This is a genomic window from Intrasporangium chromatireducens Q5-1, assembly GCF_000576575.1.
GTDB lineage: Bacteria > Actinomycetota > Actinomycetes > Actinomycetales > Dermatophilaceae > Intrasporangium_A > Intrasporangium_A chromatireducens.
Map to the genome: position 1 here is coordinate 16,359 of NZ_AWQS01000025.1, position 15,416 is coordinate 31,774.

Here is a 15,416-nt window from a genome sequence, read left to right on the forward strand (position 1 = left end):
GGATCTCCTGACGACTACTTGTTCTGGTACTTCTTGCTGACGGCCTCGGCGAGTGCTTGGCCCTGGTCGAGGGCCGACTTGACGCTCGTCTGACCAGCGATCGCCGAGCTGACGAGCTGGCTCACCTTGGTGCCCAGGTCGGGGAACTCTGGGATGTCGACGAACTGGATGCCGGGAGCGGGCCGCGGCTGGACGCCGGGGTTGTTCGGGTCAACTGACTCGATCTCCGTCTTGGTCGCGTCGGCGAAAGCCTTGGCAGCGGCGACGTAGTCGGGGTTGGAGTACGTGGAGGCCCGCTTGCCCGCCGGGACACGCGCCCAGCCGAGCTGCTTGCCGACGAGCTCCTCGTACTGCTTGCTCGAGGCCCAGGCGATGAACTTGGCAGCGTTCGCCTTGTTCTTGCTGGCCTCTTCAACCGCCCAGGCCCAGGTGTAGAGCCAACCGGAGCTCTTCGTCTTGACGACAGGCGCCTTGGCGTAGCCGATCTTGCCCTTGACCGGCGAGTTGTCGGCCTCGAGCGAGCCGGCGGCGGACGTGGCGTCGTACCACATCGCGACCTTGCCCTGCGTCATGTTGTTGAGGCACTCGGTGAAGCCGGCCTGCGACGCACCGCTCTCACCGTGCTTGCGCACCAGGTCGACGTAGAACTGCGTCGCCTCGACGAAGGGAGCGTCGTTGACCTTGGCGTTCCAGTCCTTGTCGAACCAGGTGCCGCCGAAGGTGTTGACGACCGTCGTGAGCGGCGCGAAGATCTCGCCCCACCCTGGCTGGCCACGCAGGCAGATGCCCTTCATGCCCGGCTCGGCCCCGTCGACCTTGGCCGCGATGTCCGCGACCTGCTGCCAGGTCGGGTTCTCCGGCATCGTGATGCCCTTGGACTGGAGGACGTCCTTGCGGTACATGAGGAACGACGACTCACCGTAGAACGGCTCGCCGTAGATCTTCCCGTCGACCGACAGCGCCTGGGTCATCGGCTTGAGGATGTCGTTCTGGTCGAACGCCGGGTCCTTGCCGACGGAGTCGGTGATGTCCGCGACCCACTTGTTCTTGGCGTAGATCGGGATCTCGAAGTTCGAGAGCGTCGCCACGTCGTACTGGCCCGCCTGGCTCGAGAACTCCTGGCTCGCCTTGTCGCGCATGTCGTTCTCGGGCAGGACCGTATAGTCCACCTTGATGCCGGTCTGCTTGGTGAAGTTGTCGGCCGTGAGCTTCTGGAGGTCCACCATCTGTGGGTTGTTGACCATGAGCACCCGGACCGAGCCACCCCCGCCGCCGGTGCCCCCACCGGACCCCGAACCGCCGCCGGCACCGGAGCAACCGGCCAGCGCGGTCGCAACGGCCGCGCCCGAGGCGGCGATCACGGCAAGTCTGTGACGCATCATTGCGCTTCTCTCCTTTGAGTCGGACGCTCATATGAGCGCTACCCTTGCACACATGAGCGTGGCGAGTCGCCACGCCACTTGTCAACACCAGATAGGTCACGGTGAGATGACAGCTCCTGATCACGGCCTCGGGCCCGGCGAGTCAGTTGCCATGACGGAGGTGGCCCGACGCCACTACTTGGGCGGGGAGTCGAAGATCGACATTGCACGCGAGATGGGGATCAGCCGCTTCAAGGTCGCCCGTCTGCTCGACCTCGCCCGGGAGCTCGGCGTGGTCCGCATCGAGATCGTGGGTCCCCCCGGCATCGACGCGGAGAAGTCGGAGCTGATCCGGGAGCACTACGGACTCGGCCAGGTCGTCGTCGTGCGCACCGACTCGGCGGCCGGCGAGACCCGGCAGCGGGTCGGACGCGCCACGGCCGGGCTGCTCGCCGAGCTCATCACGCCGGACGACGTGCTCGGGCTGGCCTGGAGCCGGGCCGTGAACGACATGGTGGCCCACCTGGACGAGATCCCCTCGGTCCCGGTCGTCCAGCTCTGCGGCGCCCTCGTCGTCGACGGGGAGGACAGCAGCTCGGTCGAGGTGGCCACGCGCGCGGCCCGCGTCAGCGGCGGACGCAGCTATGTGTTCTATGCGCCGCTCATCCTCGAGGACGCCGCGAGCGCGGCGGTCCTGCGCCGGCACCCGGCGGTGAGGCAGGCCCTCGACCAGGCGTCAGAGGTCACCGTCGCGGTGGTCGGCGTCGGCGCCTGGCGGCCCGGCGCGTCGACGATCTTCGACGCCTGCAGCCAGCAGACCCGCGACGAGGGCACAACGTGTGGCATCGCCGGAGAGGTCGCCGGGGTCTGCTTCGACGCCGAGGGCCGTCTGGTCGACACGCCGCTGACCGACCGGCTCATCACGCTGTCCCGAGAGCAGCTCCTCGCCGTCCCGACGGTGATCGCCACCGCCTACGGCGAGAACAAGACCGACGCGGTCATCGGGGCGATCCGAGCGGGCCTCGTCTCCAGCCTCGTCACGACGACCGAGATCGCGGATGGCCTCATCGCGGCGCTCGGCAACAGCGTCGACGGCACGGCCAGCTAGCCGCGACGGCGAGACGCCACGGCGAGACGCGGGGACGAGCTAGGCACGCACCACCTCGACGCCGCAGGCCTTCTCGAGCTCGCGGGCGGCGCGGTCGGTCATGCCGGTGTCCGTGACGACGACGTCGATCTCCTCGAGCGTCGCGTAGTGGAAGACCGACTCCCGCCCGAACTTGGTGTGGTCGGCGAGCAGCACGCGCAGCCGGGCCGAGCGGACGAAGGCGGCTTTGACCGCCGCCTCCGACTGGTCCGGCGTCGCCAGCCCGTGCTCGACCGAGCACGCGTTGGCCCCGAGGAACGCCACATCCGCCCGTACCGTCTCGAGCTGGCGCAGGGCCCACTCGTCGACCGTCGCCTGGGTCTCCGGCCGGACCCGGCCACCGAGCGTGACGACCGTGGCTGCCCTGGCGAGCAGCATGACCGCGACGGGCAGCGAGTTGGTGATGGCCAGGACGTTGGGACTGGCCGGAAAGGCTTCCGCGAGCGCGGCCGTCGTGCTGCCCGAGTCGAGGATCACCGCCCCCTCGTCCGGCACGAACTGGGCTGCGGCCCGGGCGATCCGCGCCTTCTCCTCGGCCTGTGCCGTCCGGGCACCGACGAGCGGCTCGTGGACCAGGGACGCGACGGGGACGGCGCCGCCGTGGACGCGTCGCAGCCGGCCGCGCTCCTGCAGGTGCAGCAGGTCCTTGCGGACGGTCTCGTGCGTGACGCCGAGCCGTTCTGACAGGGCGTTGGCGCTGACCTGTCCGTCCTCCCCGAGCAGGTCGAGGATGACCTGGTGGCGCAGGGCGGCCAGCTGCGTCTCACCACCCGACGGGCGGGCTCTCGTCATGGCCGGATCAGCACCTTGATCTCGGCGCCGCTGGACGACGCGGCGAAGGCAGCGCTCGCCTCGGCGAGCGGGTACTCCGACGTGACCATGACGTCCGGGTCGACGGCGCCGGACTGGAGCATCTCGATGGCCGTGGCGTAGTCCTCGGGCAGGTAGGTGGCGCAGCCCTGGATGCGGATCTGGTTGTCCTGCACCGCCACCACCGGCACCATGACGTCCTTGGCCGGCACTCCGACGATGGCCACGGTGCCGCCCTTCGTGGCCATGGCCACCCCCGCGGCGATGGTGGCCTCGGCCGCGACACAGTCGAACACGACGTCGGCGCTCTCCCCGAGGGCGGACCGGACCTGCGTCACGACCTCGGGGTGCGTGGCGTCGACCGCCGCATCGGCGCCCTGGGCGAGCGCGACGTCTCGCTTGGCGGCGAGTGGATCGGTCACGACGATGCGCCGGGCCCCTTGGTAGCGAGCGACCGCGAGCATCAGGAGCCCGATCGTGCCACAGCCGAGGACCGCCACCGCCTTGTCCTGCAGCGGCCCGCAGATGCGACCGGCATGGACGGGCGTCGCGAGCGGTTCGATCAGCGCCGCGGCGCGGTCGTCGAGGTCGTCCGGGATGACGTGGAGCCGGTCTGCACGGACGACGAACTCGTCTGCCATGCCGCCCTGCTCGTAGCCGCAGCCGAAGAACTGGAGATTCTCGCAGAGGTTCTCCTGCCCCTGACGGCACTGCTTGCACTCCCAGCACGGCAGGGTCGGCTCGACCGTGACCCGGTCGCCGGGCTGCACGCTCTCGACCTCGGCTCCGACCTCGATCACCCTTCCGGTCACCTCGTGGCCGGGGTAGTAGGGGATCGGAATGAGCGGGTGTGTGCCGTGCAGCGCGTGGGTGTCCGACCCGCAGACGCCGATGGTGACGGTCTGCACGCGGGCCTCGTCCGCGGCCGGCTGGGCCGGCGTCTCGGTGCGGACCTCGACCGTGTCGAGTGCCCGGACAATGACCCGTCGGATGCTGTTCATCAGTTGCCTTCCTCCAGTTGCTGTGTGACGTTCGTGACGGTGATCCCGTCCCACCCTTGGGAGCCCGGGTGCGGGTCCACGGTGTGCGGCGACAGACAGGCCGAGCGGCCAAAGGCCAGGGCGCGCGCCATCCGCTCCTCGGAGGTGCCGGGGACGGCCAGCCAACCGGCGAGGAAGGCATCCCCTGCTCCGGCGGTGTTGACCGGGACGAGAACCGGCCCGCTGCCGTGCAGGATGCTCGACCCGTCCGTGAAGAGGGCGCCGTCCGCGCCCAGGCTCACGAGCAGCTCCGGACCTTCGGCACGGGCCACGCCGACAGCGGCCCGGGCGATGTCGACGAGCGGCGCCGCATGAAGGTCGACGCCGAGCAGCTGCCCCAGCTCGAGACCGTTGGGGGCCAGCAGGTCGGCTCCCGCGGCGAGTGCCGCACCGAGTGCCGGGCCGGAGACGTCTGCCACGCAGCGGACGGCGTGGCCGTGGGCGAGGTCGACGAGCGCGCCCATCACGGTGGGAGCGACACCGGGCGGGAGCGACCCGCACACCGCGAGCCACGACGGCTCGTCCGGCCCGGACGCTGACCGGCCGAGGCGACTCAGCACCGTCGCGACCTCACCCAGCAGTCGGTCGACATCGCCGGAACGCAGCTCGGTGCCAGGGCCGTTGACCTTGATGGTCCGGCCGGAGCCGAGCAGGAGCGAGGTGTTGATCCGGGTGTCCCCCGGCACCGGGACGGTGGCGTGCGCGAGCTGCTCAGCCGCGAGCAGCTCGGCCAGGTGCCGACCGGTCGCACCGCCGACCGGCAGGACCGCGACGGTGTTGTGGCCCGCCCGCCGCAGCGTGAGGGAGACGTTGACACCCTTGCCACTGGCCTCCACGGTGGCGGACACCGCGCGGTGCACATCGACCGCGCCCAGAGCCGGCTCGGAGAGCGCGTAGGTCAGGTCGAGGCTCGGGTTGAGCGTCACGGTGACGATCACCGCGCCCCTCCGACCACGGTGGCGAGGCGTCCGGCAACGGCCGCGACCTCGTCGCGCGCGACGCCGAGATACCTGCGCGGGTCGACGACGCGGTCGTCCGCTCGCAGTCGGGCCCGCACGGCGCTCGTGAACGCCACGTTGAGGATCGTGCCGATATTGATCTTGACCATGCCGGCCCGGACCGCGGCGCGCAGCTGGTCGTCCGGCACCCCGGAGGAGCCGTGCAGGACGAGCGGGACGGGCACTGCGGCAGCGAGCCGGTGGATGAGGTCCACGTCCAGCAGCGCCGTGCGGTCCGTCATCGCGTGGGAGCTGCCCACGGCGACGGCCAGGGCGTCGACCCCGGTGTCACCGACGAACGCGCGCGCTTCGTCCGGGTCGGTCCGCACGCCCGGTGCGTGAGCGCCGTCCTTGCCGCCGACCTTGCCCAGCTCCGCCTCGAGGAAGATGCCCGCCCCGTGGGCCCAGTCCGCCGCCGACCGGGTTGCGGCGACGTTGTCCGCATAGTCCAGGACGGAGGCGTCGAACATCGCGGAGCTGAGGCCGTCACGGGCTGCTTGGTGCAGCAGCTCCACGTCCTCGACGTGGTCCAGATGCACCGAGACGTCGACTGCGGCGTCCCGGGCGACCGCGAGCGACGCAGCGGCGATCGGGCTGAGCCGTCCGCCGTGGAACTTCACCGCGTTCTCGCTGATCTGGAGGATGACCGCCACCCCGGCCTGCTCGGCACCACGGACGATGCCCTCGGCGTGCTCGAGGGTGATGACGTTGAACGCGGGGACTCCTCGACCCTGCTCGCGCGCCTGCTGGACCAGCTCCGACGTTGTGGCTAACGGCATTCATTCCTCCTGGGGCGCGCCGCCAACCGCGGCGGCATCCGGACGCTCAACTGGGGACCTCGGTGGCGCTCGGCGCATCGTCGAGGTCGGCATAGGTGCCCGCGGCGATCCCGGCGAAGACGGCGGCTCCGCGGCAACCCGCCTCTTGCGTCGTGACCCGACGTACGCTGCCGACCGCCTCGGCTTTCGCGGCCATGTAGGCCGCACTGTTGGTCCACCCGCCGGCGACGAACAGCCGGGTCCGATGACCCCCGGCCTGGCTCAGCGCATCACTGAGCCGGGCGGCCTGCTCACTCACGGCGCGGGTCGCCGCCCGCCACACCTCCCCCTCGGTCGCGGCCGGGTCGACGACGACGTCACCGGCCCCGGGCCCGAGGGTCACGGCTCGGGGGCGGTCCGCCGCGACCCGCGCCGCGAGGTCGAGGTCGGTCAGGCGGTCCCGCGTGATGCCGAGGGCGCTCATGACCCTGCCGAGGATCAGGCCGCCCTGGGTGGCGCCGAGCAGGCACCAGCGGTCTCGGGCGGCGTGCCACCCCACGGTGACGCCGTGTCGAGTCAGGGTGAGGATCGCGGCCTCGGAGAGCCCGGGCTCGACGGTGCGCAGGAGCGCCTCCGCCGTGCCGCACGAGTCGAACTCGTCACCGGGCCGGTGACAGCCGAGACCCACGGCCGCGGCTTGGTGGTCGTGGCCCGCCACGGTGAGCACGGCGCCGTCGAGCGCGGCGAGGTCCCCGGAGGTCCGAGCGACGCCCATGGGCGTGCCGGCCGGGACGAGCCGCGCCGACAGGGACGCCGAGGCGCCGGACCAGTCGAGGGTCTCCGCCCACCAGTGTCGATGCCGGATGTCGAGCCACCCGGTCCGCGAAGCGAGGGACAGCTCGGTCGCGCGGTCCGCCCCGAGCGAGCGGACGATCCACTCGGCGACGTTGTAGCGCCGGGTCGCCGCCGCCACGGCCGGCACGTGGTCGCGGAGCCAGCGGTGCTTGGTCAGGCTCCACTGGGTCCAGACCGGCAGGCCCGTGGTGCGCGAGAAGGCGTCGGCCCCAACGGTGTCCACGAGGTCCCGGAGCTGGGCCTCGTCGCGGTGGTCGTGCCAGGCGATGACCGGCGCGAGCGGCTGGTCCCGGTCGTCGGTGAGGACCCCGGACTCGGCCATGCTCGCGACACCCAAGCCGATGACGCGATCGCCCGGGCACTGGCGCAGCGCCTCGGCGAGCGCTGCCCGCGCCCCGGCAGCGAGCGCCTCCCCCGTCGTCTCCTCTCCGAACGGAGCCGGCGTCCACGTCGTCGGAGCACGACCGAGGGCCACCTCCTCGCCCGCGGGGGTGACGAGGAGCGCCTTGATCGAGGTGGTGCCGGCGTCGACACCGGCGAGCAGCAGACGGGCCACGCCAGTCCCCCGTCGTTGTGTTTCGGTGGGGTCTCTTGGATTGTGTTGGAGATCGTCCCGTGCCCGGGTCGTCGTGTCAAGGCGCGCGGACGGTCCCGGAGCGAGCGGCGCCGTATGCCGCTCAGCCAGCTCAGCGGCATACCGCTCACTCGGGCACGAAGCGCCCGTGCCTGCCTCGGCGTGCACCGCACCGGAGGCGTGTGCGAGTGTGGGCGGATGTCGAGCGCCACCCCCTCGAAGACCACGACCGTGCGCGAGCTGACCATCCGGGGTGTCGTCCTCGGCGGCGTCATCACGCTGGTGTTCACCGCGGCGAACGTCTACCTCGGCCTCAAGGTCGGCCTGACGTTCGCCACCTCGATCCCGGCCGCAGTCATCTCCATGGCGATCCTGCGCCGGGTGCGCGGGTCGAGCATCCAGGAGAACAACATCGTCCAGACGATCGCGTCGGCGGCCGGGACGCTGGCGGCGATCATCTTCGTCCTGCCCGGCCTCATCATCGTCGGCTGGTGGCAGAACTTCCCGTACTGGACGACGCTCGCCATCTGCGTCATCGGCGGCGCACTCGGCGTCATGTACACGGTGCCGCTGCGCCGGGCGCTGGTCACGAACTCCGACCTGCCGTATCCCGAGGGCGTCGCGGCCGCCGAGGTGCTCAAGGTCGGCTCCACGGCCGGCGCCGAGAGCGACAAGGCGAGCCTGCGGACGATCATCCTCGGCGGCGTCGTCTCCGCCGCCTTCGGCATCCTCGCCAAGCTCAAGGTCGTCTCCGACGGGCTCTCCACGGCGACGAAGCTCGGCTCCGGTGCGATCGGCGGCTCGATCAGCCTGTCGCTGTCGCTCATCGGTATCGGCCACCTCGTCGGGCTGTCGGTCGGCATCGCGATGTTCGTCGGGCTGGCGATCGGCTGGGGCGTCCTCGTGCCTGTCATGAGCTGGGGCAAGGCCGGTGCGGGCACGTCGATCTCCGACCTCGTCGACTCGACCTTCACCCAGGACGTCCGGTTCGTCGGCGCGGGGACCATGGCGGTCGCCGCGATCTGGGCGCTCGTCAAGATCGTCGGCCCCATCGTGCGGGGGATCAAGGACGCCGCCGTGTCGGCTCGCGCGCGGCGGGCGGGCCAGTCCGTCGAGCTGCAGGAGCAGGACCTGCCGATCAGCATCGTCGGCGGCTGGATCCTTGTCTCCCTGATCCCCATCGCGGCGCTGCTCTGGATGTTCCTCGGCCAGACGCACCTGCAGGACGCCAAGGCCGGCACGATCATCGCCACCGTGCTGTTCACCGTCGTGATCGGCGCCGTCGTCGCCGCGATCTGCGGCTACATGGCCGGCCTCATCGGCTCGTCGAACAGCCCCATCTCGGGGGTCGGCATCCTCGTGACCCTGCTCCTGTCGCTCGTCATCGTCATCCTGCACGGCGCCGGCGGTGACCCCCAGCGGATCAAGGAGCTCGTCGCCTACACCCTCTTCGCGACGGCGATCATCTTCGCCATCGCGACGATCTCGAACGACAACCTGCAGGACCTCAAGACCGGCCAGCTCGTCGGCGCGACACCGTGGAAGCAGCAGGTCTCGCTCGTCATCGGGGTCGTCTTCGGGGCGCTCGTCATCGCCCCGGTCCTCGACCTGCTCAACAAGGCGTTCGGCTTCATCGGCGCTCCGGGCGCCGGCGCCAACGCACTGCCCGCCCCGCAGGCCGGCCTCATCTCCGCGCTGGCGCAGGGAGTCTTCGGGGGCAAGCTCGACTGGGGCAAGGTCGGGCTCGGCGTCGCGATCGGCGTGGTCGTCATCGTCATCGACGAGGTGCTGCGCCGGACCAGCTCCAAGCGCAGCCTGCCCCCGCTCGCGGTCGGCATGGGGATCTACCTGCCGATGGCCCTCACCGCCATGATCGCGGTCGGCGCCGTCCTCGGCACGATCCACAACCGGTGGGCCGACCGGCAGTCCGACCCCGAGCGGGCCAAGCGGCTCGGCGTCCTCATGGCGACCGGACTCATCGTCGGTGACAGCCTCTGGGGCGTCGCCTACGCCGCCATCGTCGTCGCCTCCGGCAAGGACGAGCCGATGGCCGTCGTCGGCGAGGGCTTCCTGCCGTGGGCGAACCTGCTCGGCGTCGTCGTCTTCGTCGCCGTGCTCGTGTGGATGTACCGGTCGGTGCGCCGCCGCTCGCAGGAGGCCGTCGGCCTCGGCAGTGCGGGCTCGCACCAGTAGTGCCGAGGGAGCCGAGCAACAGGACGGTATGCCGCTGAGCCGGCTCAGCGGCATACCGCATCCACTCGCTGGGGCGATCGCCCGCACCCGCCGCCGGAAGCGCGCCGCGGTGCGGTTGGCGCTGGCTGCGAGAATGCGGCATGGCCTACGACGTCGAATCGGTGCGCGCCCACTTCCCCGCCCTCAAGAGCGGGACAGCCTTCTTCGACGGCCCGGGCGGCTCGCAGACCCCGGACGTCGTGGCGGAAGCGGTCGCCTCGACGCTTCTGTCGCCGATCTCGAACCGCGGCGTCGTCACGGCCTCCGAGCGTCGCGCGGACGCCGTCGTCGTGGAGGCGCGCTCGGCCCTCGGGGACCTGCTCGCCGTCGATCCCGGGGGCATCGTCTTCGGCCGGTCGGCCACGGAGCTGACGTTCATGGTGGCGCGGACCCTGTCGAGCGGGTGGGGCCCCGGCGACGAGGTGGTCGTGACGCGGCTCGACCACGACGCGAACGTGCGGCCGTGGGTCCTTGCGGCCGAGGCGTGCGGCGCGACAGTGCGGTTCGCCGACTTCGACCCCACCACCGGCGAGCTGACTGCGGACGACATCGCAGCCGTGACCACGCCGCGGACCCGGGTCGTCGCGGTCACCGCGGCGTCGAACCTCATCGGCACCCGCCCCGACCTGCCGGCGATCGCGGCGATTGCCCATGCCGTCGGGGCGCTGCTCCACGTCGACGGCGTGCACGCGACGGCGCACGTGTCCGTCGACGTCGCGGCGGAGGGCGCCGACCTGTGGGTCTGTTCCCCGTACAAGTTCCTCGGGCCGCACCACGGTGTGCTCGCGGCCGACCCCGCCCTGCTCGAGACCCTGCACCCGGACAAGCTGCTCCCGTCGAGCAACGCCGTCCCGGAACGCTTCGAGCTCGGCACGCTGCCGTACGAGCTGCTCGCCGGCAGTCGCGCGGCCGTCGACTTCCTCGCCACGCTCGGCGGCGACGCGCCGGCCGGGGCGCCCCGGCGGGAGCGCCTCGTCGCGTCGTTCTCGGCCCTCGAGGACCACGAAGAGCACCTGCTCGGCCGCCTCGAGTCGCCGCTGCGGTCGCACCCGCGGATCCGCGTGCACAGCAACGCCGCCCGGCGCACGCCCACCCTGCTGCTCACCTTCGACGGTGTCGAGCCGCAGGAGGTGCGCCGCCAGCTGGCCGAGCGCGACATCAATGCGCCGGCCGGTCACTTCTACGCCTGGGAGTGCTCCCACCACCTGGGTCTCGGCGACGTGGGTGGGTTGCGGATCGGACTCGCGCCCTACACGAACGAGTCCGACGTCGACCGGCTCCTCGAGGGCCTCGACGCGGCCCTCCAGGCGGCGCAGCGGTAGGCCACGCCGGCTCGGGTCCGGTCAGCAGGAGGTTCAGGCCGGGGCGGGCCGCTCCTCCCGGCGGTGCAGCCCCACGACGGCGGCGAGGATGAGGGCGCCCCCGACGAGCGCCGGCCACGCCAGCCGCTCGCCGAGGACCAGTGCGGCGACGAGCGCGGCCGACAGCGGCTCGACGAGCGTGGCCACGGTGGCCGCCGACCCCGACGTGGTGCGCAGCCCGGCATAGAGCAGCGCGTACGACAGGCCCATGGTGGCGACACCGAGATAGATCAGGAGCGCCAACGAGGACCCGCTGCCCGTGAGGACCGGCCCGCCCGTCGCGACCGCTACCCCGAGGAAGGGGGCCAGCACGACGGCACCCGCCGCGGTCGCACAGGTCGTGAGGGCGACGGTGTCGACCCGCTGCGCGAGGGTGTGGCCGAGCACGGTCGTGGCGGCGTAGGTCGCCCCCGCGGCGACGGCGAGGACGAGGCCGAGAGTCGGATCGTCACCGGGCGCCGAGGACCCCTCGCTCGCGGTGGCGCTGATGAGGACGAGACCGCAGAGCGCCGCCGCCAGGACGACGACCTCCCGCAGCGACGGGCGCGTCCGGGCCGTCAGGTGCTCCCAGACCGCCGCCAGAATCGGGGCCAGACCGAGCGAGACGACCGTCGCCACGCTGACCCCGACGAGCAGCACCGAGACGAAGTAGAGCCCCTGGTAGACGGCGGTGCCGCACCCGACGAGGACCGCGAGCACCGGGTGCGCCCGCATCGTCTCGCCGACCGCGCGCAGGCGCCGGGCCGCGACGGCGAAGGCGACCAGCGCGGCGGCACCGAGCAACATTCGCCACGCGCTGACGGTCATCGCGCTGAGCCCGTCGCGCTCGTGCAGGAGGGTGACGACGACGCCCCCGGTCCCCCAGAGCACCCCCGCCGCGCACACCTGGAGCAGCCCGATCCGGGCGCTGCCGGTTGGGGTGGCCTGCGGCATCACCGCGCCAATCTAAGTGACGTCGCGCGCGGGTTGGACAAGGGGTATGCCGCTCACCCGGCTCCCCAGTCACCCTGCCTGACGCACGGGGCGGCACGGGGGCGCACGGCCCTCTCGGGCCTCTCGGGCCGTCCGCGTCGGTCACCCGGCCGGTGCGGAGGTCAGCGGCAGGGTGAGGGTGAAGGTGGCGCCCTGCCCGGGGCCCGGCGACGTGGCGGTGAGCGTGCCGCCGTGCGCCTCGGCGATGCGGCGGGAGATGGTCAGGCCGATCCCCGACCCTCCGTCCGACGTGCGCTGCCCGGGTGGCCGGCGCCGGCCCGAGACCCGGTAGAAGCGCTCGAAGATGCGCTCGAGGTCGGCGGCGGCGATCCCCTCGCCGGTGTCGTGCACCGTCGTGACCGCTCGGCCGCCGGCGAGGTCGACCGCCACGCTGACCCGGCCGCCCGGCGAGGTGGCGCGCAGGGCGTTGCCGACGAGGTTCGTCACGACCTGCGCGATCCGGTCGGGGTCCACGGTGACCGGCACCGTGCGGTCGCCGGCGGTCACGGTGAGATCCACCGCCGAGTCCTCCGCCTGCGTGCCGAGCCGGACGACCGCCGACGTGACGACATCGCGCAGGTCGGCCAGCTGCCGGCTCAGCTCGAGCCGCCCCTCCTCGGCCCGGGAGAGCGACGAGAGATCCTCCGCGAGCCGCCGCAGCCGCCGCGTCTCGGCGGTCATCTGCGCGAGCGTCTCCGGATCGGTCGGCAGGACGCCGTCGATCATGCCCTCGAGATAGCCGTCGAGCACGGTGAGCGGCGTGCGCATCTCGTGGGCGACCTCGCCGAGCAGCCGGGTCCGGCGCGTCTCCGTCTCGCGCAGGGTGCCGGCGAGGACGCGCACGTCATCGGCCAGCGCGTCGAGTTCCAGGGTGCCCGGCTGTGGGATCTCGACGGCGTAGTGGCCTCGCGCGATCGCGCGGGTCGCCGCGCCAAGGGCGTCGAGCGGCCGGGTGAGCCGGTACGCGGCGATGGCGCCGAAGACGCCGGCCGTCAGCAGGCCGGCCAGCACGCCGATGACGAGGGCGGAGTTGACGGCACTGATGAACTGCGCCCGCAGGGTCTGGCCCGGCCCCATCCCGCCGGGCATCCCCCCCGCGCCCATGTGGGTCTGCTGCTCGAACAGGTTCGGTGCCAGGCCCCGGACGAGGAGGTAGGTCGTTGCCCCACCCACGACGGCGACGAGCAGGTGGCTGACGACCAGGCGCAGGTCCAGACGGGTCAGGAAGCGGGTCATGACCGGTCCTCCGGCTCGGCGAGGAACTTGTAGCCGACACCGCGCACGGTGCCGATGAGACGAGGCGCCACGGCGTCGTCGCGCAGCGCCCTGCGCACGCTCGCGATGTGCACGTCGACGACGCGCTCGTCGCCGTAGAAGTCGTAGCCCCAGACCCGGTCGAGCAGCTGGGCGCGCGAGAAGACCCGTCCCGGCGACGAGGCGAGCGCGACGAGGAGGTCGAACTCCAGCGTGGACAGGTCGGCGGCGTGCCCGTCGACGACGATCTCGCGACGGCCGGGGTCGATGGTCAGACCGGGGAACTGGAGGACAGCGTCCTGCTCGTCCGGCACGGGAGCCGCTGCGGGACGAGCCCGGCGCAGGACCGACTTCACTCGGGCCACGACCTCACGCGGGCTGAACGGCTTCGTCACGTAGTCATCCGCGCCGACGGAGAGGCCGACGATGCGGTCGACCTCCTCGACCCGAGCCGTCACGAGGATGACGTAGACCTCGGACTGTCGGCGCAGCAGGCCGAGGACCTCGAGCCCGTCGAGGTCAGGCAGGCCGATGTCGAGCAGGACCAGGTCCGGTGGCGCGCTGGCCGACGTCGCGAGGCGCAGCGCCTCGGCGCCCGTCGCGGCCTCGATGACCTCGAAGCCCTCGGTCTGCAGGTAGGCCCGCAGCACTGCGCGGATCTGTGGTTCGTCGTCGACGACGAGGACCGTGCGCGCCATCGAGGCCCCTTCGAGGAGATGCGTGCGAGCTGGGTGGCTTTCAGCCTAGGTCGACAGCGGCCGGGCTGGGAGGAGGTGTGCCGCGAGCGCCGGCTCAGCGGCATACCTTCTGGCTCAGTCGGCCGTGTCGAGCATCGGGCAGTCGCCTTGGAACCCCTGCCCTTGGCCCGCGCCCGGGCCACCGGCGAGGTGACGTCCCAGGCCGGCGCCCATGCCGCCGCCCATTCCGCGACCCGTGCCGTTCCCGCCGCCGGCCGCTGGGTCAGGGAGCTGGCCGGATGCGGCGGCCTGATAGGCCGTCAGGTGGTGCTGCGACGCGGTGAGCAGGTTGGTGTAGAGCCGCTTGAGATCGGTCTGCGTCGTCGCCGCGACCTCCTTCTGCAGGCCGGCGATGTCCCACTGCTCCAGCGCGACACCGACCTCGTAGGCGGCGTTGAGGCTCGTCTTGCCCTTTGCGTACCACTGGTCGTAGAGCTTCTGCAGCTCTGGGTAGGCATAACTGCCCGCCTTGCGGCCCGTCGACGGGTCCGTCACGCCGTAGCGGCTCAGGAGCACCCCGACGGCGTCGAAGTGCCGGTCCTCGGCGACCGTGATCATGCTCATCGGACGGGCGCCGTCGTGGACCTTGGCCAGCGCGGCGTACAGGTCACGGGCCATCCGTTCCTCTTCCCGGGTCAGCTGCAGCTGGGCGCTGACATCGCTGGCCGCGGTGAGCGCCACCGCGGAGGTCCCAGCCGCGGGTTGTGCCGCATCCCTGGTGAGAGCCGACGCGGTCAGCCCCGCACCGGTGGCGAGGACCGCCGTCGTGCCGATGACTGCGAAGATGCGCTTCTTGGTGTTCATCACGAACCCCCTTGTTGTCGTTGCTTGCTCATGCAACTGAGTCAACGCCGGGGCGATGAAGCGTCGTCGGGGGCGGATGTGAAGCCTTGATGAAGGCTTCAGCCGCCACGCCGGTACGGCGTACGCGCGTGGGCCGCGCCGAGGTCGAGAGCGATCGCGAGGATCAGCGTCCCGGCCCAGATGTTGACCGGGTCGAAGAGGAGCGGCTTGTGACCGCCGACGTTGTTGGCGATGAGCCAGACGATGAACCAGATGAACGTCATGTCGGTTCCCCCTGTCAGGTGGTGGCCTCGATGCCGCTCCCAGTACACCGGCCCACACCGCGCCCGCTTGGTGACCAAGGTCCTGCTACCGATGTCGGGGCGGCGCCATCCTGAGATGTGGAGGGCGGTGAACGTCATGAACCGACGGCACCTTGCGATCGCGATGGGAGCCGGTTGCCTGGAGATGGCCGCCTACCTGGTGTGGCGCCCGGCGATGTTGCGGTGGGGTACGGAGGGTGACGAGGCGGTC

At 71.7% G+C, this 15,416-nt stretch carries 14 protein-coding genes; 3 read left to right on the forward strand and 11 right to left on the reverse strand.

The genetic code is table 11. The features are described from left to right. Positions 1 to 14 precede the first annotated feature (14 nt). A complete protein-coding gene (locus N864_RS05235) occupies positions 15 to 1,382 on the reverse strand; it encodes an ABC transporter substrate-binding protein (RefSeq protein WP_034714272.1) in 1,368 nt (455 codons plus the stop codon). Between the two features lie 106 nt (positions 1,383 to 1,488). Between N864_RS05235 and N864_RS05240 the strand changes: the two genes are divergently transcribed. Further along, entirely contained in the window at positions 1,489 to 2,469 is a 981-nt protein-coding gene (locus N864_RS05240) for a sugar-binding transcriptional regulator (protein ID WP_034714274.1), read from the forward strand. A gap of 39 nt (positions 2,470 to 2,508) precedes the next feature. Here the strand turns inward: N864_RS05240 and N864_RS05245 are convergent, their stop codons facing one another. Genes N864_RS05245 through N864_RS05265 form a run of 5 tightly spaced genes read right to left on the reverse strand, consistent with a single transcriptional unit; the run spans position 2,509 to position 7,525 of the window. Continuing rightward, a complete protein-coding gene (locus N864_RS05245; protein WP_051518219.1) occupies positions 2,509 to 3,300 on the reverse strand; it encodes a DeoR/GlpR family DNA-binding transcription regulator in 792 nt (263 codons plus the stop codon). Next, entirely contained in the window at positions 3,297 to 4,319 is a 1,023-nt protein-coding gene (locus tag N864_RS05250; protein WP_034714276.1) for a zinc-dependent alcohol dehydrogenase, read from the reverse strand. The genes N864_RS05245 and N864_RS05250 overlap by 4 nt, the downstream gene beginning before the upstream one ends. Then, the gene (locus tag N864_RS05255; RefSeq protein ID WP_034714278.1) at positions 4,319 to 5,296 is read right to left on the reverse strand and encodes a 1-phosphofructokinase family hexose kinase; all 978 of its coding nucleotides are present in this window, start codon (positions 5,294 to 5,296) and stop codon (positions 4,319 to 4,321) included. The genes N864_RS05250 and N864_RS05255 overlap by 1 nt, the downstream gene beginning before the upstream one ends. Further along, positions 5,293 to 6,135 (reverse strand): class II fructose-bisphosphate aldolase, encoded by an 843-nt coding sequence (locus N864_RS05260; RefSeq protein ID WP_034714280.1) that lies wholly within the window; start codon positions 6,133 to 6,135, stop codon positions 5,293 to 5,295. The genes N864_RS05255 and N864_RS05260 overlap by 4 nt, the downstream gene beginning before the upstream one ends. A 46-nt stretch (positions 6,136 to 6,181) precedes the next feature. After that, complete coding sequence (locus N864_RS05265; protein WP_051518220.1) at positions 6,182 to 7,525, reverse strand: FGGY-family carbohydrate kinase; 1,344 nt, start codon at positions 7,523 to 7,525, stop codon at positions 6,182 to 6,184. A gap of 216 nt (positions 7,526 to 7,741) precedes the next feature. Between N864_RS05265 and N864_RS05270 the strand changes: the two genes are divergently transcribed. Both N864_RS05270 and N864_RS05275 read left to right on the forward strand, forming a co-directional pair. Further along, positions 7,742 to 9,736, forward strand: coding sequence for an OPT family oligopeptide transporter (locus N864_RS05270; RefSeq protein ID WP_034714282.1), 1,995 nt, complete (start codon positions 7,742 to 7,744; stop codon positions 9,734 to 9,736). 140 nt (positions 9,737 to 9,876) lie between these two features. Continuing rightward, positions 9,877 to 11,097, forward strand: a complete 1,221-nt coding sequence (locus N864_RS05275) for a cysteine desulfurase-like protein (protein WP_034714284.1) — start codon at positions 9,877 to 9,879, stop codon at positions 11,095 to 11,097. 33 nt (positions 11,098 to 11,130) lie between these two features. Here the strand turns inward: N864_RS05275 and N864_RS05280 are convergent, their stop codons facing one another. The 5 genes from N864_RS05280 to N864_RS24530 form a co-directional block, all read right to left on the reverse strand. Next, entirely contained in the window at positions 11,131 to 12,069 is a 939-nt protein-coding gene (locus tag N864_RS05280) for a DMT family transporter (protein ID WP_034714285.1), read from the reverse strand. A 141-nt stretch (positions 12,070 to 12,210) separates the two neighbouring features. Continuing rightward, on the reverse strand, positions 12,211 to 13,344 hold the full coding sequence (locus N864_RS05285) for a sensor histidine kinase (RefSeq protein ID WP_034714287.1): 1,134 nt from the start codon (positions 13,342 to 13,344) through the stop codon (positions 12,211 to 12,213). After that, positions 13,341 to 14,060 carry a response regulator gene (locus tag N864_RS05290; protein ID WP_034714289.1) on the reverse strand — a complete coding sequence of 240 codons (720 nt, stop codon included), beginning with the start codon at positions 14,058 to 14,060 and terminating at the stop codon, positions 13,341 to 13,343. Before N864_RS05290 ends, N864_RS05285 begins: the two co-directional genes overlap by 4 nt. A 114-nt stretch (positions 14,061 to 14,174) precedes the next feature. Further along, positions 14,175 to 14,903: a ferritin-like domain-containing protein gene (locus N864_RS23485; RefSeq protein ID WP_051518221.1), complete on the reverse strand. Its 729-nt coding sequence runs from the start codon at positions 14,901 to 14,903 to the stop codon at positions 14,175 to 14,177. A 98-nt stretch (positions 14,904 to 15,001) separates the two neighbouring features. Continuing rightward, complete coding sequence (locus N864_RS24530) at positions 15,002 to 15,304, reverse strand: hypothetical protein (RefSeq protein ID WP_155892818.1); 303 nt, start codon at positions 15,302 to 15,304, stop codon at positions 15,002 to 15,004. Between the last annotated feature and the right edge of the window lie 112 nt (positions 15,305 to 15,416).

What these genes read in the sequence shown, in the direction of transcription:
- N864_RS24530 (WP_155892818.1), bottom strand. Translation starts at nt 15,304, where the DNA reads ATGACGTTCACCGCCCTCCACATCTCAGGATGGCGCCGCCCCGACATC.
- N864_RS05245 (WP_051518219.1), bottom strand. Translation starts at nt 3,300, where the DNA reads ATGACGAGAGCCCGCCCGTCGGGTGGTGAGACGCAGCTGGCCGCCCTG.
- N864_RS05235 (WP_034714272.1), bottom strand. Translation starts at nt 1,382, where the DNA reads ATGATGCGTCACAGACTTGCCGTGATCGCCGCCTCGGGCGCGGCCGTT.
- N864_RS05275 (WP_034714284.1), top strand. Translation starts at nt 9,877, where the DNA reads ATGGCCTACGACGTCGAATCGGTGCGCGCCCACTTCCCCGCCCTCAAG.
- N864_RS05250 (WP_034714276.1), bottom strand. Translation starts at nt 4,319, where the DNA reads ATGAACAGCATCCGACGGGTCATTGTCCGGGCACTCGACACGGTCGAG.
- N864_RS23485 (WP_051518221.1), bottom strand. Translation starts at nt 14,903, where the DNA reads ATGAACACCAAGAAGCGCATCTTCGCAGTCATCGGCACGACGGCGGTC.
- N864_RS05290 (WP_034714289.1), bottom strand. Translation starts at nt 14,060, where the DNA reads ATGGCGCGCACGGTCCTCGTCGTCGACGACGAACCACAGATCCGCGCA.
- N864_RS05270 (WP_034714282.1), top strand. Translation starts at nt 7,742, where the DNA reads ATGTCGAGCGCCACCCCCTCGAAGACCACGACCGTGCGCGAGCTGACC.
- N864_RS05240 (WP_034714274.1), top strand. Translation starts at nt 1,489, where the DNA reads ATGACAGCTCCTGATCACGGCCTCGGGCCCGGCGAGTCAGTTGCCATG.
- N864_RS05260 (WP_034714280.1), bottom strand. Translation starts at nt 6,135, where the DNA reads ATGCCGTTAGCCACAACGTCGGAGCTGGTCCAGCAGGCGCGCGAGCAG.
- N864_RS05280 (WP_034714285.1), bottom strand. Translation starts at nt 12,069, where the DNA reads ATGCCGCAGGCCACCCCAACCGGCAGCGCCCGGATCGGGCTGCTCCAG.
- N864_RS05285 (WP_034714287.1), bottom strand. Translation starts at nt 13,344, where the DNA reads ATGACCCGCTTCCTGACCCGTCTGGACCTGCGCCTGGTCGTCAGCCAC.